Genomic DNA, 21,415 nt, shown 5'->3' with positions numbered 1-21,415 from the left:
CCGCTAGCATCCGGCATATGTCGCAAAAGGGACGGACGTGGGATGCGCAGCGCTGGGTCGTGAGTCTGGCCGCCGTCGCGGCGGTCTGCTGCCTGGGCACGATCCTCGTCTTCGCCCCGGGCTTTCTGAGTCCCGACAGCCTCGACCAGCTCCGGCAGGCCGAGGGCAGGACACCCCTGACCGACTGGCACCCACCGGTGCTGAGCCTGGTCTGGCGTGCCCTCATCGCGGTGACCGGCTCGATCATGTCGATGCTCGTGCTGCAGTCCCTCGTCTTCTGGGGGGCGCTGTGGGTGCTGTCCTGGTCGGTGTGGGAGCTGACCGGGAGCCGGGCCGGTTCGCTCGCGGTGCTCGGGCTCGGGCCGACGCCGTTCGTGCTGACGTTCGCCGGGGTGGTGTGGAAGGACGTGCACGCGGCGTTCGCGCTGCTCGCGGCGTGCGCGGTGGCGTTCACCGGGCTGCGGATCCGGGACGCCGGGGCGCGTCCCGCCGTGCGGTGGGCGCTGCTCGGGCTGGGCGTGCTGTTCCTCGCGTACGCCATGCTCGTGCGCAAGAACGCCTTCCTGGCCGCGCTCCCCGTCTTCGTCCTGCTGGTCCTCGCGCTGTGGCGGGCTCCCGGACGCCGTACGTGGGTGACGTGCGCGGCGGCGCTCGCGGCCGGGCTCGTCGTGCCCGCCGCCGCCATCTCCCTGTTCGCGCAACCGCTGCGGACCGAGCAGGGCGCGCAGATCATGCTCGACGACCTGGTGCACGTACTGACGGTGGACGAGCTGCGGTCGGCGGACGTCCCTCCCGGGCTGCGGGACCGGCTCGCCGCCTCCGCACGGGAGTGCGCCCGGACCGGCGCCCTGTCGGACGCCTACTGGGCCTGCTACGAACGCCCCGCCGACGGGCTGCGCGGGGACGCCGACGAGATCACGTCCCTGTGGCTGCGGGAGATGAGCGGGCATGTGCCGGGATATCTCCAGTACCGGCTGCGGCTCTTCGCGACGCTGCTGTTCGAGACGGACTACGTGTACAAGCCGGGCATCACCAGCAACGACCTGGGCGTCGAGGTCGCGCACCCGCAACTGGAGGCCATGCTGGGCACGTACGTCAACGGCATGGCGGCGGATCTGCGGTGGCTGTTCCGCGGGTGGTTCTGGCTCGCGGTCGCGCTGGTGCTGGCCGTCCGGCCGGGCCAGGGGATGTTCTCGATGCCGGTCCGGGCGCTGGGCGTCAGCTCGGCGGCCTACATCCTCGGCTATCTGCCGATCATGCCCGCGACGGACTTCCGGTACGTCTACTGGCCGGCCATCGCCTGTTCCCTGGGCCTCCTCCTGCTCTGGCTGGGCCGGGGCACGACGCCCCCGCCGCCGAAGGGCCCCGGCGCCGCGGCCGACCGTGCCGTGACGGCACATCAGCCGGCGGACGCCGGGGGCCAGTAGCCGGTCAGTCGAGAACCGGCAGCAGCTCCGGCAGGTGCCCGTCCGAGGCTTCGGCCGCCCGCTGCCGCTCCTGCGGGACCTCCCCGTAGAGCGTGTTGCGCGGCTTGGCCGGGCGGCCCGCCGCCTGCGCCACCGCGATCAGGTCCTTGACCGACTTGTACGAGCCGTACGACGAGCCCGCCATCCGGGAGATGGTCTCCTCCATGAGCGTGCCACCGAGGTCGTTGGCGCCGGAGCGGAGCATCTCGGCCGCGCCCTCGGTTCCCAGCTTCACCCAGCTGGTCTGGATGTTGGGGATGTGCGGGTGCAGCAGCAGCCGGGCCATGGCGGTGACCGCGCGGTTGTCCCGCATGGTCGGGCCCGGGCGGGCGATCCCGGCCAGGTACACGGGCGCGTTGGTGTGCACGAACGGCAGTGTCACGAACTCGGTGAAGCCGCCGGTGCGCTGCTGGATGTCCGCGAGGGTGCGCAGGTGCCCGAGCCAGTGGCGGGGCTGGTCGACATGGCCGTACATCATCGTCGAGGACGACCGGATGCCCAGCTCGTGGGCCGTCGTCACGACCTCGATCCAGTCCGCCGCGGGCAGCTTGCCCTTGGTGAGGATCCAGCGGACCTCGTCGTCGAGGATCTCGGCGGCCGTACCCGGGATGGTGTCCAGCCCGGCCTCCTTGGCGGCGGTCAGCCACTCGCGGATCGACATGCCGGTGCGGGCGGCGCCGTTGACCACCTCCATCGGCGAGAAGGCGTGCACATGCATGCCGGGGACGCGTGCCTTCACCGCTCGCGCGATGTCGAAGTAGGCCGTGCCGGGCAGGTCCGGGTGGATGCCGCCCTGCATGCAGACCTCGACCGCGCCCACGTCCCAGGCCTGCTGGGCCCGGTCGGCGACCTGGTCGAGGGAGAGGGTGTAGGCGTCGGCGTCGGTGCGGCGCTGGGCGAAGGCGCAGAAGCGGCAGCCGGTGTAGCAGACGTTGGTGAAGTTGATGTTGCGGGTGACGATGTAGGTGACGTCGTCGCCGACGGCCGACCTGCGTACGTCGTCGGCGACCCGGGCGAGGGCGTCCAGCGCCGGGCCGTCCGCGTGCAGCAGGGCCAGCGCCTCGTCGTCGGTGAGCCTGGTCGGGTCGTCGGCGGCCGTGCGCAGGGCCTCGCGTACGTCGGTGTCGATGCGCTGCGGTGCCATGCCCGGGGCGGCGGCCTCGCGCAGGGCGCCCCAGTCGCCGTACACCTCGTCGAAGTCGTCCCGGCGGTCGGACGTACGCCCCTCGGTGTCGATGGAGCTGTGCAGGTCGGTGCGGCCGGACGCGACGAAGACCTCCTCCGGCTCCTGCCACGGCAGGCCCCGCGGCAGGGCGTCGGGGAGGGCCAGGCCGGTCTCCGGGTCGGCCAGCGCGGCCACGTGCGGACGCAGCCGAGGGTCCAGCCAGGGCTCGCCGCGCCGCACGAACTCCGGGTAGACGCAGAGGCGCTCGCGGAGCTCGAAACCGGCGGCCCGGGACTTCTCGGCGAGCTGCTCGATCTGCGGCCAGGGGCGCTCGGGGTTGACGTGGTCGATGGTCAGCGGGGAGACGCCGCCCCAGTCGTCGATGCCGGCCCGGATCAGCCGCTCGTACTCGTCGTCGACGAGGTTGGGCGGGGCCTGGATGCAGCCGCTCGGGCCCATGAGGAGGCGGGCGACGGCCACCGTGGCGACCAGTTCGTCCAGTTCCGCGTCGGGCATGCCGCGCATCGCGGTGTCCGGCTTGGCGCGGAAGTTCTGGATGATCAGCTCCTGAACGCCGTGGTAGGCGCGGGAGACCTTCCGCAGCGCGAACAGGGACTCGGCGCGCTCCTCGTAGGTCTCGCCGATCCCTATCAGGACCCCGGAGGTGAAGGGGACGGAGGAACGCCCGGCGTCCTCCAGGACGCGCAGCCGGACCGCCGGCTCCTTGTCGGGGGAGCCGTGGTGCGGGCCGCCCGGCTCGGACCAGAGGCGGGTCGCTGTCGTCTCCAGCATCATGCCCATGCTGGGCGCCACCGGCTTCAGGCGCTGGAAGTCGGTCCAGCTCATGACGCCCGGGTTCAGGTGGGGCAGCAGGCCCGTCTCCTCCAGGATGCGGATGGAGATGGCGCGGACGTAGGCGAGGGTGTCGTCGTAGCCGTGCGCGTCGAGCCACTCGCGCGCCTCCGGCCAGCGGTCCTCGGGCTTGTCGCCGAGGGTGATGAGGGCTTCCTTGCAGCCGAGGGCGGCGCCCTTGCGGGCGATGTCGAGGACCTCGTCGGGGGACATGAACATCCCGTGGCCCTCCCGGCGCAGCTTGCCGGGGACGGTGACGAACGTGCAGTAGTGGCACTTGTCCCGGCACAGCCGCGTCAGGGGGATGAAGACGCTCTTCGAGTACGTGATGACGCCGGGCCGGCCGGCCGCCTCGAGCCCCGCGTCCCGCACCCGGGCGGCCGAGGCCGACAGGTCCTCCAGGTGCTCACCCCGGGCCTGGAGCAGGACCGCCGCCTCGGCGACGTCGAGCGAGACGCCGTCCCTGGCCCGTTTCAGGGCGCGACGCATGGAGTTCTCGGTGGGGCCGGTTCCGGAGGTCGCGGAAGTCGTCATCCTTCGAGCATACGAGTGCGCTGATCAGCGCGGGTGGCCCCCGTCAGTGGAAGGCCAGCCACCCTATGCCCAGGGCACAGGTGAGGCCGGAGGCGGCTATCGCGGCCGGCCTGTTGCGGTGCAGGGCGAACCAGACCAGCGCGGCCGTCACGAGTACGGCGAGCGTGCCGATGGCGGCGCGCAACAGCCCTTGGCTGTAGCCGTATTCGGTGAAATGCCGGAAAAGCCAGGACAGCCAGGCGAATCTCATGACGCTCCCCCGTGGGCGGCTCGACGCCGGGTGGAGCACGCCCTTCGGGCGCGGTGGTCAGCCGCGCGTGGGGGTGCACCCGGCTCGGTTCTTTACCCGCAGTTTAGTAGAAAGCGCCAACTGCTCTGCCCGCCACCGCAGTTACCAGCGGTCAGAGATATCCCGCGAGGCCGTCCAGCGCCTTCAGCACCTCCACCTCCCCCGCCGGCGGCAGCTGCGCCACGACCTCGTCGATGCCGAGGTCGGCGTAGTGGGCGAGCTTGCCGGGTGACGGATGGACGGCGTACGGCACCACCTGGAGGGCGCCCGGGTCACGGCCCGCTTCCGCCCAGGCCGTCCGCAGCAGCGGCAGGGACTCGGAGAGGCCGCGCCCGCCGATGGGCAGCCAGCCGTCGGCGTACTCGCAGATGTGGGCGAACAGCTTGGGCCCGGCGCCGCCGCCGACGAGCGTGCGCGGGCCGACGACCGGGCCGCGCGGCTTCCGCACGGGCTTGGGATGGGCCTCACTGGCCCGGACGCTGCCGAACTTCCCCTCGTACGCGACCGGCTCCTGGGACCACAGGGCCCGCATCAGCCCCATCCGGTCCCGGACCAGCTCCCGCCGGGTGCGCCACTGGACGCCGTGGTCGGCGGCCTCCTCGACGTTCCAGCCGAAGCCGAGCCCGAGTGTGAACCGGCCACCGGAGAGGTGGTCCACGGTCGCGACCTGCTTGGCCAGGTCGATCGGGTCGTGCTGGGCGACGAGGGTGATGCCGGTGCCGAGCCCGAGCCGCTCGGTGACGGCGGCGGCCTGGCCGAGCGCCACGAACGGGTCGAGGGTCCGGCCGTACTCACGCGGCAGCTCACCGCCCGCCGGGTACGGAGAGGTCCGCTCGACCGGGATGTGCGTGTGCTCGGGCAGGAACAGCCCGGCGAACCCGCGGTCCTCCAGCTCACGTGCGAGCCGGGTCGGGGTGATCGTCTCGTCGGTGAGGAAGATCGTCACGGCGATGCGCATGGAGTATCTCTACCCGAGGGAGGACCGACTGTCCATACCGACCGGTCGGCATTGTCCAGGTGTCGTGTCGGCGAAAACCGCCGATCCCCTTCCCGTGCGCCGGAGTTCACGGCTGAATACCAGAGTTGCGCGCACCACCCCGCACCACCCGTGCCACGTCACCGACGACACCTGGGAGCAGCCGCATGTGCGAGGACAACCACGGCGGGCTCGGCCGGCGCGCCCTGTTCGTGACGGGAGCGGCCGCCGCGCTTACCTTGGGAAGCGTGAGCTTTGCCGCCGCGGCCGACGGAGGCCGGGAGAGCAGAACGGTGCGCGGCACCCTGCCGCCCGGCTCCCCCGACTTCGTGTACGTGCCCGTCGAGGTCCCGGCCGGGGTCCGGGAGATCAAGGTCGCCTACACCTACGACCGCCCGTCCGTCCTGGCCGGCACCACGGGCAACGCCCTCGACATCGGCGTCTTCGACAAGCGCGGCACAGAGCTCGGCGGCCGGGGCTTCCGGGGCTGGTCGGGCGGGGCGCGCACCGAGTTCTTCATCCGCGCCGACGACGCGACGCCCGGATACATCCCGGGCCCGGTGCGCGAGGGCACCTGGCACATCGCGCTCGGCCCGTACACGGTCGCGCCGCAGGGCCTGTCGTACGAGATCACGATCACGCTGACGTACGGGGAGCCGGGCGAGGCCACCGAGCCGGTGTATCCGCCGGAGCGGGCGAAGGGCCGGGGCCGGGCCTGGTACCGGGGCGACTGCCATCTGCACTCCTGGTACTCGGACGGCCGCCGCACCCCCGCCGAGATCGGGGCCCTGGCACGGGCGGCGGGCCTGGACTTCATCAACTCCTCCGAGCACAACACGCACGCGGCGCACGCCCACTGGGCGGACGTGGCGGGCGACGACCTGCTGGTGATGCTGGGCGAGGAGATCACGACCCGGAACGGCCACGTGGTGGCGCTCGGCACCGACCCGGGCACCTTCGTCGACTGGCGCTACCGGGCCCGCGACAACCGCTTCGGCCGCTTCGCCCGCCAGATCCGCCGCGCCGGCGGCCTCGTCGTCCCGGCCCATCCGCACGCCACCTGCGTCGGCTGCAACTGGAAGTTCGGCTTCGGCGAGGCCGACGCGGTGGAGGTGTGGAACGGCCCCTACACGCCCGACGACGAGGTGACCTTGGCCGACTGGGACAGCATGCTGGTGGCGTCCGTACGGGACGGGCGGGACGGGCGCGGCTGGCTTCCGGCGATGGGCAGCAGCGACGCCCACCGCGACCCGGACCCCGTCGGCAGCCCCCAGACGGTCGTCCTGGCCGACGACCTGACCCGCGAGGCCATCCAGGAGGGCATCCGGGCCGGACGGTCGTACGTCGCCGAGTCCGCCAGGGTCGAGCTGTCGTTCCGGGCGACCGGCGGGCGCGGCGAACACGCGGGCATCGGCGGGCGGTTGGAGGTCGACCGCGACACCCCGGTCACCGTCCGCCTGGAGGTCACCGGCGCCCCGCGCTGCACGGTCCGCTTCGTCACCGACCAGGGTGTGCTGCACACCAGCGCCCCGCTGCCGGTGTCCGGCTCGGGCGTCGTCGAGTGGCGGACGACACCGTCGTACGCGGCGTACGTACGGGCCGAGTTGCGGCACGAGGCTGCGGCGGGACCGGTGCCCGGTGCGCTGGCGGCCTTCACCAACCCGATCTTCCTCGGACGCCAGTGAGATCGAGTGGGGGGCAACTGCTCGCCGCACCCCTTCGACGCACCCAGCTCGCGGAGTACCGAGGCGCCCCACTTGTCCGCGGTCGTGTTCGGGTTCGGCGTCCGGTGAGAGGGGGGCGACAGGCATCCTGGGGTGGTCCGGGCGCACGCCGACGCCGTACCCGGCGTCCCAGATCGCGTGATCACTCGACCCGGTCAGCCCAGAGCGCCGCAAACTCGCGAAAGCTTCGTGCCGAAGGAGACCCGCCGACGATGACCCGCCTCACCGACCTGCGGTTCCGCGCCGCCACGTCCGTCCAGCGCCGCATCAACCCGCTCCTGCGCCGCCTGCCCCTCCAGACGGTCCTGGAGACCAGGGGCCGCGTCTCCGGGCTGCCCCGTCAGACGCCGGTGGGCGGCCGCCGCGTCGGGGACGCCTTCTGGCTGGTGTCGGAGTTCGGCGAACGGTCGCAGTACGTGCGCAACATCAAGACCGATCCGCGGGTGCGGGTGCGGATCCGGGGGCGGTGGCACGAGGGGACCGCGCATCTCATGCCGGAGGACGATCCGGTGGCGCGACTGCGGCGGCTGCCCCGGTTGAACGGTGCGGCGGTGCGGGTGATCGGCACGGATCTGCTGACCGTGCGGGTGGATCTGGCTGTCTGACGGGGTGCCCGTCTGCCGGAATGACGGGTCGCCCGTCTCCGGACTGACGGGTCGCCCGTCTGCCGGACTGACCGGTTGCCCGTCTGCCGGTCTGACGGACCGAGTCATCCCGGCCAGACGATCGCCTGCACCTCGCTGTAGGCGTGCAGCGCGTACGAGCCGACGTCCCTGCCGACGCCGCTCTTCTTGAAGCCGCCGAAGGGGGCCTCCATGTTCCGCCCGACGGTGTTCACACCCACCCCGCCGGCCCGGAGCCGCCGCGCCACCCGGAAGGCACGGGCCACGTCCCCCGACCAGACGTAGTCGATCAGGCCGTAGTCGGTGTCGTTGGCGAGGGCGATGCCCTCCTCCTCGTCGTCGAAGGGGATGACGACCACCACCGGGCCGAAGATCTCCTCGCGGGCCACGCGCATGTCGTTGGTGCAGTCGGCGAGGAGGGTGGGGGTGACGTAGAACCCGGCCGGCAGGTCGGGGCGGTCGCCGCCCGTGACGACCACCGCGCCTTCCTTCCGGCCGAGTTCGACGTACGACTCCACCCGGTCCCGGTGCGCCGCCGAGATCACCGGCCCGACGACGGTGTCCGGCTCCTTCGGGTCCCCGACCTTCAACCGCATCGCATAGGCGGCCAGTTGCTCGACCAGCCGGTCGTACACACCCCGCTGCGCCAGCACCCGGGTCGGTGCCGTGCAGATCTGGCCGCTGTAGAAGGAGAAGGTGGTGCCGATCCCGGCCACGGCCGAGCGGAGGTCGGCGTCGTCGAAGACGAGCGCGGCCCCCTTCCCGCCCAGCTCCATCAACTGCCGTTTCATGCCGCGCCCGCACACCTCGGCGATGCGCTGCCCGACCGCCGTGGAGCCGGTGAAGCTGACCATGTCGACGTCCGGCGAGTCCACGGCCGCCTCGCCGACCCCTTGCGACCGGCCGGACACCACGTTCACCACGCCCCGAGGCACACCCGCCGCTTCCAGGGCCTCCGCCATCCGGTAGACGGACAGCGGATCCTGCGGAGCCGGCTTCACCACGACCGTGTTGCCCATCGCCAGCGCCGGGGCGATCTTGCCTGCCGGGTTGGCCCAGGGGTTGTTGTACGAGGTGACGCAGGTGACGACCCCGACCGGCTGACGGACGGCGAGCGCACCCATGACACCCGCCTTCCCCATCGGCCCCGCTTCGTTGATCTGCGGCTGGATCGCCCACTCGGCGGGCTCCACGCGCGCGTAGCGCCGGAAGCGGGCGGCGGCGACGCCGACCTGCATGGCGCGTGCGGTGCCGGTGGTCGCGCCGGTCTCGGCCTGGGCTATCCCCGCGTAGCGCTTGCCGCGATCGGTGATGATCCGTGCCGCCCGGGCCAGCACCGCGGCCCTCTCCTCCGGCGCCGTACGCGACCACGCCCCGAAGGCCTCGCGGGCCGCGGCGCAGGCCGTGCGCACCTGATCCCGCGAGGCCTCCGGCGCCCACCCGACGGTCCCCTCGGTCGCCGGGTCGATCACCTCGTAGTGCCCGCCGTCCGGCTCCACCCAGGAGCCGCCGACGAACAGCGACTGTCGTGCCGCGGCCTGAGCCGTCACCTGGTGCTCACCGTCTCGGTGTCCCGGCCGGACCGCAGCACCCGGCCCGGCACCGCGCCCGTCACCACGTCGTCCCGGATCGCCTCGACCCCGTTGACCCACACCGCCCGCACGCCGAGGGCCCGGGAGTCCAGCCGGGGGCTGTCACCCGGCAGGTCGTGCACCAGGGTGGCCGGGCCCGCGTCGATCCGCTCCGGGTCGAACAGGACGAGATCCGCGTGCCAGCCCTCCCGCACCCGCCCCCGCTCGCGCAGGCCGAAGAGCCGGGCCGGGTCGTCGGTCAGCATCTTCACGGCCTGCTCCAGACCGACCAGCTTCCGGCCGCGCAGACAGTCCCCGAGGAACCGGGTCGTGTACGGCGCCCCGCACATCCGGTCCAGGTGGGCGCCCGCGTCGGACCCGCCGAGCAGCACGTCCTCGTGCTGCCAGGTCTCCGCCCGCAGCGCCCAGGACGCCGGGTCGTTGTCGGAGGGCATCGGCCACAGCACCGTACGCAGCTCGTCGTTGGCGCAGATCTCCACCAGGCACTCGAAGGGCTCCTGGCCGCGCTCCCCGGCGATGTCCTTCACGACCCGGCCGGTCAGCCCGGCGTTCGCCTCGCTGTAGGTGTCGCCGATGACGTAGCGCCCGAAGTTCGCCAGCCGCCGGAAGACGCCCGCCTCCTTGGAGTTCGCGCGTCGCAGCAGCTCGGCCCGCACCTCCGGGTCACGCAGCTTCCGGATCCGCTCGGGCACGGGCAGCCCGAGGACGGGGCCCCAGCCGGGGATGAGGTTCAGCGCGCAGAACGTCCCCAGCGACATGTTCATCGGTGTGAGGATCGGCATGGTGAGGGCCACGACCCTGCCGCCCGCCTTCCGCGCCTGCTCACTCGCGAGCAACTGCCGGGGCACCCGCTCGGGCACGGCGGCGTCGATCGTCAGCACGTTCCAGTTGAGCGGCCGCCCCGCCGCGGCGCTCATCTCCACGAACAGGTCGATCTCGGCGTCGCTGAACTGATCGAGGCAGCCGGCGACGATCGCCTCGATCTGCGTGCCCTCGTGCTCACCGACGGCCCGGGAGAGCGCCAGGAGTTCGGCCGGCTCGGCGTGCCGGGAGGCGACCGGCTTCCCGTCGCCGTCGGAGTGGCTGCTCGACTGGGTCGTGGACAGCCCCCACGCCCCGGCGTCCATGGCCTCGCGCAGCAACCGCACCATCGCGGCCAGCTGCTCCGGCGCCGGCTGCCCGCCCACCGCCTGCGGCCCCATCACGTACCGCCGCAGCGCACAGTGCCCCACCATGAACCCGGCGTTCACGGCGATCCGCCCCTCCAGGGCATCGAGATACTCCCCGAACCCGTGCCAGTTCCAGGGCGCCCCCTCCTCCAACGCCACCAGCGACATGCCCTCGACCTTGGACATCATCCGGCGTGTGTAGTCGGCGTCCTCGGGCCGTTCGGGGTTCAGCGGCGCGAGCGTGAAACCGCAGTTCCCGCCGGCGACGGTGGTGACCCCGTGGTTGAGGGAGGGGGTGGCGTACGGGTCCCAGAAGAGCTGGGCGTCGTAGTGGGTGTGGGGGTCGACGAAGCCGGGGGCGAGGACGAGGCCGGTGGCGTCCTCGGTGGTGCGGGCCTCCTGGGTGACCTGACCGATGACGGCGATCCGGCCGTCCTTGATGCCGACGTCGGCGGTGTACGCGGCCGCACCTGTCCCGTCCACGACGGTCGCGCCTTTGATGACGTGATCGAGCACAGAGCTCACCTCCTGATGGGCGGTGGACGAGGGACTCAGGGGCGCGGGGAACTGCGCGACCGGCCACAGCACGACCCGCACCCGCCCACGGCGATCACGCAACCCCCCGGAACCGCGAAGTCCGATGCACAGGATCCGTATCGATCTTGGGAATCACGTACTCCCCGACCAGCCGGAGCGTCTGCAGCGTCTCCTCCTTCGGCACCCCCACCGGCAACCCGAAACTCAGCTGATCCGCCCCGGCCCGCTCCCACCGCTGGCACTGGGCCAGCACCTCGTCCGGATCCCCGCAGATCAGCAGCTCCTCCTCGATGAGCACCTCGACGAGCTCCTCGGTGTACTCGGGCAGCGTCTCCGGCCACACCGGGAACCCGTCGGGCCGGGGGAACGTGTCGTGGTAGCGGAACACCAGCGACGGCAGGTAGTGCAACTGGCCGTTCGCCGCGATCCGCACCGCCTCCTCGTGCGTGGGCGCGCAGATCGCCGTGGTCGTCACCATCACGTTGTCGTTCACGAAGTCCCCGACGGGCTCCGCGTCGACGATCGCCGTCTTGTACTGCTCCAGCACCCACTCCATGTCGGAGACCTTCTGCACGCTGAAGCCGAGGACGCCGAGCCCCTTCCTCGCGGCCATGGCGTACGACGGTGGTGACCCGGCCGCGTACCACATCGCCGGGTGCGACCCGCCGTACGGCTTCGGCAGGACCTTCCTCGGCGGCAGCGACCAGTGCTTGCCCTGGAAGCCGGCGTACTCGTCCTGGAGCCACATCTTGGGGAACTCGGCGATGGTCTCTTCCCAGAGCTCCTTGGTGTGGTTCATGTCGGTGATGCCCGGCAGGAACCCGAGGATCTCGTGGGACCCCGCCCCCCGGCCGCTGCCGAACTCGAACCGTCCCTCGCTGAGGTGGTCGAGCATGGCGACCTTCTCGGCGACCTTCACCGGGTGGTTGACCGGTGCGAGCGGGTTGAAGATGCCGGAGCCCAGGTGGATCCGCTCGGTGGCGTGTGCCAGGTATCCGAGGAAGACGTCGTTGGCGGAGAGGTGCGAGTACTCCTCCAGAAAGTGGTGCTCGGAGGCCCAGGCGTACTTGAAGCCCGACTTGTCGGCCTGGACGACGTACTCGGTCTCCTCCATCAGCGCCTTGTGCTCGGCGAGCGGGTCGGTCTCGGCCCGTTTGCCCACGTATCCCTGTACGAAGACCCCGAATTCCAAGGAGGTTCACCGCCCCGAGATTATTTCTGACGGTTCGTCAGATGCCTGGTCCGACTGTTCCACCGGCCCCCATGACCGTCAATAGCTGATAGAGCGTCAGATGACGCTGACCCCCGCCAGCCACCCTCCGTCGATCACGAACGGCTGCCCCGTGATGTACGACGACTCCTCCGAGGTCAGGAACAGGGCGAGCCGGGCCACCTCCTCCGGCTGCCCGGCCCGCCCCAGCGGCACGAGCTTGCGGTAGAGCCGGTCGAGCCCTCTCGCCGCCTCCTCCTGGTCGGCGCCCGGATCCAGCCGCGCCGGGTTGGACATCGCGGTGTCGATGGCGCCCGGGCAGACGGCGTTGACGCGGATCCCCCGCCCGGCCAGCTCCAGGGCGGCGACCCGGGTCAGGCCGACCACGGCGTGTTTGGTCGCCGCGTACGCACCCACCGCCGCCATCCCGGTCAGGCCCGTGTACGAGGCCGTGTTGACGATCGTGCCGCCGTCGGACATCCCCGGGGCGACGGCCCTGATGCCGAGGAAGCATCCCACCTGGTTGACCCGCACGACCTGCATGAACTCGTCGAGGGGTGTGTCGAGGAGGGTGTTGAAGCGCAGGATGCCGGCGTTGTTGACGAGCCCGTCGACACGGCCGTACACGTCCTCGGCCGTGGCGACGGCGGCCCGCCAGTCGTCCTCCCGGCCGACGTCGAGATGGACGTACTTCGCGCCGATCTCCTTCGCCAGGGCCTCGCCCTGGTCGTCGAGGACGTCCGCGACGACCACCCGGGCACCCTCGGCCGCGAACAGCCGCGCCTCCTGCTCACCCTGGCCGCGCGCGGCGCCGGTGACGATGACGACCCGTCCGTCGAGCTTGCCCATAACGGCCCCCTTCACGGGTGGACTCGGTGGGCTCCGCATCGTAGCGAGATAACTGACGATACGTCAGATGCAAGCTTCGGGCGTTGCTGAGGCGAATCTCACGTGACCGGCAAGTAGGGATGTTTGACCCTGTCGGGGCCGGTCAGGACCGTCCAGGATCTGGCGCATGGCCAAGAGAAAACTCAAGAACAGGAAGATCAGGATCATCGCGGTCGGATCGGCTCTCGTGACCGGCGGAGCCGTGGCCACGGTACTGCTGCCGTCGGCGAACGCCGCCGACGAGAAGACGCCCGAGCAGATCATGACGATGTGCCAGCGGGCGAAGGTACTCAACGGCAAGCAGCAGTCCATCTTCGACTTCGGCGGCCACCCGGTCGCCGGACCGAGTTTCGAGTCGGACCACTGCGAGTTCGTCGAGACGGGCTTCGAGACCTTCGACGGACCGGCCGAGAAGGCCTCCATCGACTTCCCCAACTGTGAGCCCAACGCCACCGAACCGGCCAAGGTGTCGATCACCTGGTCGGCGACGACGGCGCAGGGCCAGGGCAAGTACACCGTCACCCAGCAGGGCGGCGGCGGAGGACTCTTCGGGGCCCTGAGCGGCTCCTGGCTCAAGCACAAGGGCACCCTCGACCTCACCCTGAAGTCGGCGACCGCCGGTGACACGGAACAGCGGGACGTACCGGTCGGCAAGGTGCTCCACATGGAGTTCACGCCGAAGATGCAGCGCATGACGGGCGAATGGCGGGTGCGGATCGACGCCCGCGAGGCGACGACCACCACCAACGCCACACCGGAGCAGAACTTCACGGCACCGGAGGTCGTCGAGGGGCCGGTCGTGCTGCCGGGCGCGGCAGGCGCTCCCGGTGTCGTGGACGGCACCTCCAAGGCCGTACTGACCGACTGCTGAAACCCACACACCCCTCTTCCCCCACCCCCTTCCCCCACAGGAGAACCCCATGACACGCGCCGGCCGCAAGAGAAGCCACCGGAGCAGGAAGAAGCGCATCACCCTCGCCCTGGCCCCGGTGGCGGCCGTCGCGGTGGCCGTACCGCTGATGAACCCGGCGGGTGCCGCCACCCCCTCCGAAGTGAGCGCCGACTGTTCGGCGGACTCCGACAAGCTGGAGAACTGCGAGTTCGTCGACGTCCAGTTCAAACGGGACAGCCTCGGGCCGAACCAGCGGGTCTCCGCGGTGTCCGACAACTGCGGATCGACGAGCACCGCCTCGAAGACCTTCGAGGTGAGCACGTCCGTCACCAGGGTCGTCCAGCTGGAGGACGGCTTCACGGCCGCCGCCGACACGAAACTCGGCAACTCCTTCTTCGAGATCGGCCTGAAGTTCAACACCTCGGAAATCAACATCACACGTGACGACAAGACGACCGCCCTGGCGTTCAGCAGGACCGACACCGTGCAGGCGGACAGCATCGCCTTCTTCATGTGGTCCGCGAAGCGCACCGACGTGAGCGGGTTCCTGCGGGCCACGTACAAGGAGCCGCAGGACGGCCAGAAGGTGTTCTTCTCGCCGAGTGAGGGCGGCAGGGGTGTGCACGTCTTCTATCCGCAGATCCTCAAGAACGGCACCCCCGACGGGCGCCTGTGGCTGCGCAACGTGAAGTGCGGGACGCCGGAGGCCGCGGGGCTGCTGAACTCCACGCGCGCCCTCAGGTCCGAACCGGGCTTCGGTGAGGGCGGCGAGAACGTCACCGACGTCGACATCCCCCTCTCGGAGATACCGGCGCCGTAGCCGGTCGCACCGGAGGTTCTCAGACGCGAAGCACGGGCGCGGCTCCCAGCCACCTCAGGACCGCGTCCGTGCTGCCGCGTGCGTCCAGCTTGGCGTAGATGTTGCTGAGGTTGTTGCGCACGGTCTTCTCGCTCAGCCGTAACCGCAGCCCGATCTCCTGCGCGCCCAGCCCGGTCGACAGCAGTTCCATGATCTGCCGCTCACGCGGCGAGAGCAGGCCCCGCAGCCTCTCCGTCGCGGCGTCCGGAACGGCCGCCCGCAGCGCCCCCTCGCGCAGGGCCGCGCAGGCCGCCGGGGAGAGGTAGGTGTGCCCGACGGTGGAACCGACGACGGCCGAGGAGAGCATGCAGGTGCAGTAGTCGCCCTCGACCAGATACCCGGCACCCCCTCGGAACACCTCCACGACGGTCTCGGCGTCCCGGTACGGTGCGACCACGATCACCGGGACACCACCCGCCCTCAACTCCCGCAACTCCTCGAGCGGTTCCCCGCAGCGCAGGATCACGACGTCCACTCCCTCCGGCACCCGGAAGGGCGGTGGTGGGGGCAGGCTCACCACCCGCTCGACGTACGGGTCGTCCGGGGCGGGCCAGTCGGGATGCGGCCAGCGGCCTTCCGGGCAGGCGAGAGCGACGGTGAGTTTCCGGGAAGTGCGCACGTCATTGTGTCCTTCCGCCGAAGCCGTACGTATCCGTACGTGTCCGTACGTCCGTACGTACGGGGCCCGACGGGCATATGTTCAAGCTTTCAAGGAATACGCTTACGGCAGCAGCGGCGCGACCTCCGCCCCGAACTCCCCTATCTGCTCGACCAGTTCACCCCGACTGCGGCTGCGGAACCGCACCTGCACCTGATCCACCCCCATCGCACGGTACGCCCGCAGCGACTCGGCGATCACCTCGGGCGGCCCGCTGACCGTCCGACGCCCCACGTCCCAGCGCGGCGCCCCGACGTACAGGGGCTCGGCGATGGCGCCGAGGACGAACGGCCCCTCGATCCCGGCCTCTTCCCGCACCCGCCGTATCCGCTCGATCTGTCCCGGCAGCCGGTCCCTCGGATCCCCCTGCGGCAGCCACCCGTCGCCCTTGATCGCGGCCCGTCGTACGGCGGCGGGCGAGGACCCCCCGACCCACACCGGGACGCGCTCCTGCGCCGGGCGGGGCCGCTGCCCGAGCCCCTCGAAGTCGTACAGCTTGCCGTGGTGCTCCGGGAACTCCTCCGCCCCGAGGGCGGCACGCAGGGCGTCGACCGACTCGTCCAGCACGGCCCCGCGCCGCTCGAAGTCCACCCCCAGCACCTCGAACTCCTCCCGGACGTGTCCGGCCCCGACGCCGAGGACCAGCCGGCCGCCGCTGAGGTGATCGAGGGTGGCGTACTGCTTGGCGGTGAGCAGCGGGTGCCGGAGCCCGACCACGGCGACGTGGCTGAGCAGCCGGACGCGTTCGGTGGCCGCCGCGAGGAAGGAGAGGGTGGCGACGGGGTCGTACCAGACCGTGCTCATCGCGGACGCGAGCCGGCGGGGAATCCCCACGTGATCGCAACCGGCGACATAGTCGAACCCGGCCCGGTCGGCGGCGCGGGCGACGGCGAGGAGGTCCTCCGCTCCCGCCGCGGCCTCCCACGGTTCGGCGTAGAGGGTGCTCTGCGACTGGACGGGAAGCTGCATCCCGTACAGCAGGCTCACCGCGCGCCCCCGCCCGGCCACAACCCCTCGTCGGTCAGCCCCAGCAGCTCGATCGCGTTCCGCCGCACGATCCGCTCCACCACGTCCGCCTCCAGGTGCCCCATCTGCGCCTCGCCGACCTCGCGGGACTTGGGCCAGGTGGAGTCGGAGTGGGGGTAGTCGGTCTCGTAGAGGACGTTGTCCAGGCCGATCGCGTCGAGGTTGCGCAGCCCGAAGGCGTCGTCGAAGAAGCAGCCGTAGACGTGCTCGGCGAAGAGCTCGGACGGCGGCCGGTGCACCTTGTCGGCGACACCGCCCCAGGCCCGGTTCTCCTCCCACACCACGTCGGCCCGCTCCTTGATGTAGGGGATCCAGCCGATCTGCCCCTCCGCGTACATCACCTTGAGGTTCGGGAACTGCTCGAACTTGCCGCTCATCAGCCAGTCGACCATCGAGAAGCAGCAGTTGGCGAAGGTGATCGTTGAGCCGACGGCGGGCGGGGCGTCGGCGGAGGTGGACGGCATACGGCTGCTGCTGCCGATGTGCATGGCGATGACCGTCCCCGTCTCGTCGCACGCCCGGAGGAACGGATCCCAGCCGTCACCGTGGATGGAGGGCAGCCCCAGGTACGGCGGTATCTCGGAGAAGGCGACGGCCCGCACCCCCCGCGCCGCGTTCCGCCGCACCTCCTCGGCCGCCAGCTCGGCGTCCCAGAGGGGGATGAGGGTCAGGGGTATGAGCCGCCCCCGCGCGCTGGGCCCGCACCACTCCTCCACCATCCAGTCGTTGTAGGCCCGCACGCACAGCAGGCCCAGCTCGTGGTCCTTGGCCTCGGTGAAGGTCTGGCCGCAGAAACGCGGGAAGGTCGGGAAGCAGACGGCCGACTGGACGTGGTTGACGTCCATGTCGGCGAGCCGCGCCGGAACGTCGTACGACCCCGGCCGCATCTGCTCGTACGTGATGACCTCGAGCTTGATCTCGTCCCTGCTGTACCCCACGGCCGTGTCGAGCCGGGTCAGCGGCCGCCGCAGCTCCTCGTAGACCCACCAGTCACCGACGGGCCCGTCGTCCCCGGGCTCCCCCATCACGGGCCGGAAACGCCCTCCGAGGAACGTCATCTCCTTGACGGGCGCCCGGACGATACGCGGCCCGGCCTCCCGGTACTTCCCCGGAAGCCGGTCCTGCCAGACGTCCGCGGGCTCCACGGTGTGGTCGTCCACGGAGATGATCAGCGGAAACGTGCTCTCGTGGGTGTCCATACGGTTCACGGTAGCGCTGATCTGACGGGGCGTCAGCTATTGTCGCGTGAGGTGCGAACCGGCATGGGAGAAGCCGGCGCAGGAGAACCGGTGTCCGGGTGCGGACGCACATCGGCCGCGACGGCTCCCCCTCCGCGCCGTCGCGGCCGAACCCCGTGTGTAGTGGCTTGCTTCACCGGGCTTGCTTCACCGGAATCACCTGGTCGGCTTGAACGGCTCCGACGTGGCGTGCAGGTCCTTCGTCTCCAGCGGCTCGTCCGTGGCGTGCAGGTCCTGCTTCTTGACGGCGCCCTCGTCCGTGGCGTGCAGGTCCTCGGTCCCCAGCGGCTCGTCGGTCGCGTGCAGGTCCTGCGGCTTGAGCTCGTCGCCCATGGTCGTCAACTCCCCGTGTAGATCAAGCAGTGTTGGTTCGACGGGCCCGCCCGGTCACTCCCCCGAGTCCGACCGGACGGGCCCACTTGGGCCGCTCACCTGAGCTTCAGGTGCGGGGCCCCGTGCGGCGACCCGTCTGCCCCCCGACGCGACGGATCGACTACGTCAAGCATGGCGTGGGGCGATAAACGAATGATGAACGCCCGCGACAGGAGGTCAGGCCGCACGCACCGGGGAGAGCAGCGCGCGTACGTCGGCGGCCTCGGGGGAGCCCAGTTCCTCGTAGATGCCGGCCGCTTCCTGCCAGCAGACCTGGGCCCGGCCGGTCTGGCCGATGCCGCTGAGCGCGCGGCCGAGGACGGTGAGGACGTTGCCCCGTCGCCACTCGCCGCCGATGCCGCGCAGCACGGTCAGTGCCATCTCGGCGTTGGCGGCGGCCTGTGCGGGGCGCCGGGCGGCGAGGTCCACCTCGGCCAGCCGGAACAGGGTCATGCCCTCCCAGAGGCGCTGCCTGCTGTCCCGGAACACCTCCAGGGCCTCCTGGAGCCGGTCGGCCGCGTTGCCCAGCTCGCCGCTCTGGGTGAGGGCGAGCCCCAGGGCGTAACGGGCGTTCGCCCCGCGCATGGTGTTGCCCATGGCGTCGTAGATGCCGATGCCCTCCTGGGCCAGCGCGACCGCGCTCTGGGTCCGCCCGGTCGCGAGGTGGATCCGGGACAGGTTGCACAGCGCGGCGGCCTCGCCGGGGCGGTTGCCCAGGGCCCGGAAGTGCTCGATGGCCCGGGAGAGGTGCTCCTCGCCGTCCTCGTGCCGGTTCTGGTACAGGGCGATGATGCCGCGGGCGTTGCCGGCCCAGCAGACGGTGAAGAGGTCGTCGGCCTCCTGCGCGAGGAGTATGGCCCGCTCGGCCTCCTGGTCGGCCCGCTCGAAGCGGCCGCCCACGTGGTGGACGTTGACGAGGGTCGTCAGCGCCCGGGCCTCCGCGCGGGCCAGGCCGAGCTGCCGGGCGGAGTCGAGGAGTGTCTCGGCCGTCGTCTCGTACTCCCTGGAGTTGGCGCCGGACTCGGAGAGGTCGTGCGCGGCCCACAGCAGGTCGATCGCCCGGGGAAGTGTGTCCTGCTGCCCGGCGGACTGCCGTACGCAGGCGAGGAGGCAGATGGCCTCCGCGTAGAGCCAGTCCTGCGCGGCGTGCCGGTTGTCGAAGCGCAGCCCCGGATAGGCGGTCGGTTCGAGATGGTCCACCAGCCGGTCGCCCGGCCGTTCGATCGCGTACACGCCCGCCGCCGACGCCAGGTAGAAGTCCAGGAGACGGGACAGGGCCGCGCCCCGTTCGCTCGGCGGCATCTCGTCGCGTTCCGCGCACGCACGCGCGTAGAGCCGTACGAGGTCGTGGAAGCGGTACCGGCCGGGGGCGGCGGATTCGAGGAGTGAGGTGTCGACGAGGGACTCCAGCAGGTCCTCGGTGTCCTCCACGGGCAGGTCCAGGACCGCCGCGGCGGCCGGGAGGGAGATGTCGGGGCCGTCGGCGAGGCCGAGGAGGCGGAAGGCGCGGGCCTGGGCGGGCTCCAGCTGGCCGTAGCCCAGCTCGAAGGTGGCCTTCACCGCCAGGTCGCCGGCCTGGAGTTCGTCCAGGCGGCGGCGTTCGTCGGCGAGCTTCGCCGCGAGGACCGACACCGTCCAGGTGCGGCGCGCCGCCAGCCGGGACGCCGCGATGCGGATCGCGAGCGGCAGGAAGCCGCAGGCGCCGACGACGTCCAGGGCGGCCTTCCGTTCGGACGCCACCCGCTCCTCGCCCACGATCCTCGTGAACAGCGCCAGCGCCTCGTCCGGCGACATCACGTCCAGGTCGATCAGGTGGGCGCCCGCCAGGTCCACCATCCGTACCCGCGAGGTGACGAGCGCCGCGCAGCCGTCCGTGCCGGGCAGCAGGGGGCGGACCTGGGCGGCGTCGCGGGCGTTGTCCAGCAGCACCAGGACGCGGCGGCCTGCCAGGACCGAGCGGTACAGCGCCGCCCGCTCCTCCAGGGAGTCGGGAACCGCGGTGTCGGCGGTGCCGAGCGCGCGCAGGAAGGAACCGAGGACCGTCTCCGGGTCCGCCGCCCGCGCCCCCGCGCCCTGCAGGTCGACATACAGCTGCCCGTCCGGGAACGCCGCGCGGGCCTGGTGGGCCACGTGCACGGCGAGGGTCGTCTTGCCCACGCCGCCGATCCCGGCCAGCGCCGAGACCGCCATCACCCCGCCGTCGGCCGAGGCCAGGATGTCGCCGAGCTCCCGTACGAAGCCGGCACGACCGGTGAAGTCCGGCACGGTCGCGGGCAGTTGCGCCGGGCGGACGGGGACGGAGGCCGGCTCGGGGGCCGGAGAGGAGGGTTCCGCCAGGCCCGGGTCGGCCTGGAGGATCCGCTGCTGCAGCTCGCTGAGGCCGGGGCGGGGGTCCACGCCCAGTTCGTCGGCGAGCAGGCGCCGCGTGTCGGCGTACACCGCGAGGGCCTCGGCCTGACGGCCGCTGCGGTACAGCGCCAGCATCAGCAGCTCGCGGAGCCGCTCACGGAGCGGGTGGGCGGCGGTGAGCGCGGTGAGCTCCGAGACGGCCTCCGCGTGGCAGCCCTGCTCCAGGTCCATGTCCAGCCGGGATTCCAGGAGTTGGAGCCGCCACTCCTCCAGACGGACGCGCTGTGCCTCCGCGTACGGGCCGGGTACGCCGGCCAGGGTCTCCCCGTCCCAGAGGGCGAGGGCCCGCCGCAGCACGTCCCGGGCGTGGCAGAGGTCGCCGGCCGAGCGGGCCTTCTCCGCCTCGGTGGCCAGGTCCTGAGCGGCGGTCAGGTCCAGGGCGCCCTCGGCCAGGTCGCGGACCGCGTATCCACCGGACTCGCTGACCAGGACCCCCGGGTCCAGCACCTTGCGCAGCCGGGAGGCGTACGTCCGGAGCGCCGCCAGCGCCTGGGAGGGCGGTTCCTCGCCCCAGAGCGCGTCGATCAGCTCCGCTGCCGTGGCCGTACGGCCCTCGCGCAGCAACAGGGCGGCGAGAAGGGCTCGTTGCTGGGGGGAACCGGTGGTGATCGGCTCGTCGCCGCGCCAGGCGCGCACCGGTCCGAGCACACCGAAGCGCAGCGCCGTCGACGCCACCGGGTCCGCCCCTTCCGCCGATCCCGCCGGCTTCGCCGATTGGCCCGACTTCAACGATTCCGCCGACTTCGCCGAAGAGCCGGGATGCCGCTGCTCCGGTACGCGCGGCACACCGTCCGGTACACCGTCCATGCAGTCCCCCTAGCCATCCTGAGCAACCACGCCAGTTTGCCTTGTGCGCGGCGGATACGTCAGCTGTGGGGGACACCGATCACAGCGCTACGCACGGGAGTCCACAAGGTCCGCACATTCTGTTCGCAC

Annotated in this window: 17 protein-coding genes; 5 read left to right on the top strand and 12 right to left on the bottom strand. The window is 71.6% G+C overall.

What is annotated here, in order from left to right; all coding sequences use genetic code 11:
• The first annotated feature begins 17 nt into the window (after window positions 1-17).
• Entirely contained in the window at window positions 18-1,427 is a 1,410-nt protein-coding gene (locus tag IE97_RS0112100; protein WP_030236563.1) for a hypothetical protein, read from the top strand.
• Window positions 1,428-1,431: 4 nt separating this feature from the next.
• Here IE97_RS0112100 and IE97_RS0112095 read toward each other — a convergent pair whose 3' ends face one another.
• The 3 genes from IE97_RS0112095 to IE97_RS0112085 form a co-directional block, all read right to left on the bottom strand.
• A complete protein-coding gene (locus tag IE97_RS0112095) occupies window positions 1,432-4,017 on the bottom strand; it encodes a bifunctional FO biosynthesis protein CofGH (RefSeq protein ID WP_030236561.1) in 2,586 nt (861 codons plus the stop codon).
• Window positions 4,018-4,060: 43 nt separating this feature from the next.
• Window positions 4,061-4,267 (bottom strand): hypothetical protein, encoded by a 207-nt coding sequence (locus IE97_RS0112090; protein WP_030236560.1) that lies wholly within the window; start codon window positions 4,265-4,267, stop codon window positions 4,061-4,063.
• 151 nt (window positions 4,268-4,418) lie between these two features.
• Window positions 4,419-5,264 (bottom strand): LLM class F420-dependent oxidoreductase, encoded by an 846-nt coding sequence (locus IE97_RS0112085; RefSeq protein ID WP_030236558.1) that lies wholly within the window; start codon window positions 5,262-5,264, stop codon window positions 4,419-4,421.
• A 185-nt stretch (window positions 5,265-5,449) separates the two neighbouring features.
• Here IE97_RS0112085 and IE97_RS0112080 point away from each other — a divergent pair, with 185 nt between their 5' ends.
• Both IE97_RS0112080 and IE97_RS0112075 read left to right on the top strand, forming a co-directional pair.
• A complete protein-coding gene (locus IE97_RS0112080; protein ID WP_030236556.1) occupies window positions 5,450-6,967 on the top strand; it encodes a CehA/McbA family metallohydrolase in 1,518 nt (505 codons plus the stop codon).
• A 251-nt stretch (window positions 6,968-7,218) separates the two neighbouring features.
• Window positions 7,219-7,611 carry a nitroreductase/quinone reductase family protein gene (locus tag IE97_RS0112075; RefSeq protein ID WP_030236554.1) on the top strand — a complete coding sequence of 131 codons (393 nt, stop codon included), beginning with the start codon at window positions 7,219-7,221 and terminating at the stop codon, window positions 7,609-7,611.
• Between the two features lie 104 nt (window positions 7,612-7,715).
• Here IE97_RS0112075 and IE97_RS0112070 read toward each other — a convergent pair whose 3' ends face one another.
• The 4 genes from IE97_RS0112070 to IE97_RS0112055 form a co-directional block, all read right to left on the bottom strand.
• Window positions 7,716-9,179 (bottom strand): aldehyde dehydrogenase family protein, encoded by a 1,464-nt coding sequence (locus tag IE97_RS0112070; protein WP_030236551.1) that lies wholly within the window; start codon window positions 9,177-9,179, stop codon window positions 7,716-7,718.
• On the bottom strand, window positions 9,176-10,915 hold the full coding sequence (locus tag IE97_RS0112065; RefSeq protein ID WP_078603192.1) for an N-acyl-D-amino-acid deacylase family protein: 1,740 nt from the start codon (window positions 10,913-10,915) through the stop codon (window positions 9,176-9,178). The genes IE97_RS0112070 and IE97_RS0112065 overlap by 4 nt, the downstream gene beginning before the upstream one ends.
• A gap of 85 nt (window positions 10,916-11,000) precedes the next feature.
• Window positions 11,001-12,119, bottom strand: coding sequence for an LLM class flavin-dependent oxidoreductase (locus tag IE97_RS0112060; protein WP_078603187.1), 1,119 nt, complete (start codon window positions 12,117-12,119; stop codon window positions 11,001-11,003).
• A gap of 96 nt (window positions 12,120-12,215) precedes the next feature.
• Window positions 12,216-12,986: an SDR family NAD(P)-dependent oxidoreductase gene (locus IE97_RS0112055; protein ID WP_030236545.1), complete on the bottom strand. Its 771-nt coding sequence runs from the start codon at window positions 12,984-12,986 to the stop codon at window positions 12,216-12,218.
• A gap of 166 nt (window positions 12,987-13,152) precedes the next feature.
• Between IE97_RS0112055 and IE97_RS0112050 the strand changes: the two genes are divergently transcribed.
• Together IE97_RS0112050 and IE97_RS0112045 are read left to right on the top strand one after the other, a co-directional pair.
• Window positions 13,153-13,896, top strand: coding sequence for a hypothetical protein (locus IE97_RS0112050; RefSeq protein WP_030236544.1), 744 nt, complete (start codon window positions 13,153-13,155; stop codon window positions 13,894-13,896).
• Between the two features lie 49 nt (window positions 13,897-13,945).
• On the top strand, window positions 13,946-14,737 hold the full coding sequence (locus tag IE97_RS0112045) for a hypothetical protein (protein ID WP_030236543.1): 792 nt from the start codon (window positions 13,946-13,948) through the stop codon (window positions 14,735-14,737).
• Window positions 14,738-14,756: 19 nt separating this feature from the next.
• Here the strand turns inward: IE97_RS0112045 and IE97_RS0112040 are convergent, their stop codons facing one another.
• From IE97_RS0112040 to IE97_RS0112020, 5 genes are all read right to left on the bottom strand, one after another.
• Window positions 14,757-15,395, bottom strand: coding sequence for a response regulator transcription factor (locus tag IE97_RS0112040; RefSeq protein ID WP_030236542.1), 639 nt, complete (start codon window positions 15,393-15,395; stop codon window positions 14,757-14,759).
• Between the two features lie 102 nt (window positions 15,396-15,497).
• Complete coding sequence (locus IE97_RS0112035; RefSeq protein ID WP_030898739.1) at window positions 15,498-16,403, bottom strand: LLM class F420-dependent oxidoreductase; 906 nt, start codon at window positions 16,401-16,403, stop codon at window positions 15,498-15,500.
• Between the two features lie 14 nt (window positions 16,404-16,417).
• Window positions 16,418-17,659 carry an amidohydrolase family protein gene (locus IE97_RS0112030; protein ID WP_030236537.1) on the bottom strand — a complete coding sequence of 414 codons (1,242 nt, stop codon included), beginning with the start codon at window positions 17,657-17,659 and terminating at the stop codon, window positions 16,418-16,420.
• 195 nt (window positions 17,660-17,854) lie between these two features.
• On the bottom strand, window positions 17,855-18,031 hold the full coding sequence (locus tag IE97_RS42470) for a hypothetical protein (protein WP_199807082.1): 177 nt from the start codon (window positions 18,029-18,031) through the stop codon (window positions 17,855-17,857).
• A gap of 216 nt (window positions 18,032-18,247) precedes the next feature.
• On the bottom strand, window positions 18,248-21,286 hold the full coding sequence (locus tag IE97_RS0112020) for an AfsR/SARP family transcriptional regulator (RefSeq protein ID WP_030236535.1): 3,039 nt from the start codon (window positions 21,284-21,286) through the stop codon (window positions 18,248-18,250).
• Window positions 21,287-21,415 lie beyond the last annotated feature (129 nt).

Source organism: Streptomyces sp. NRRL S-455 (assembly GCF_000717875.1).
Lineage (GTDB): Bacteria > Actinomycetota > Actinomycetes > Streptomycetales > Streptomycetaceae > Streptomyces.
This window is presented reverse-complemented; position numbering and strand designations above follow the sequence as displayed.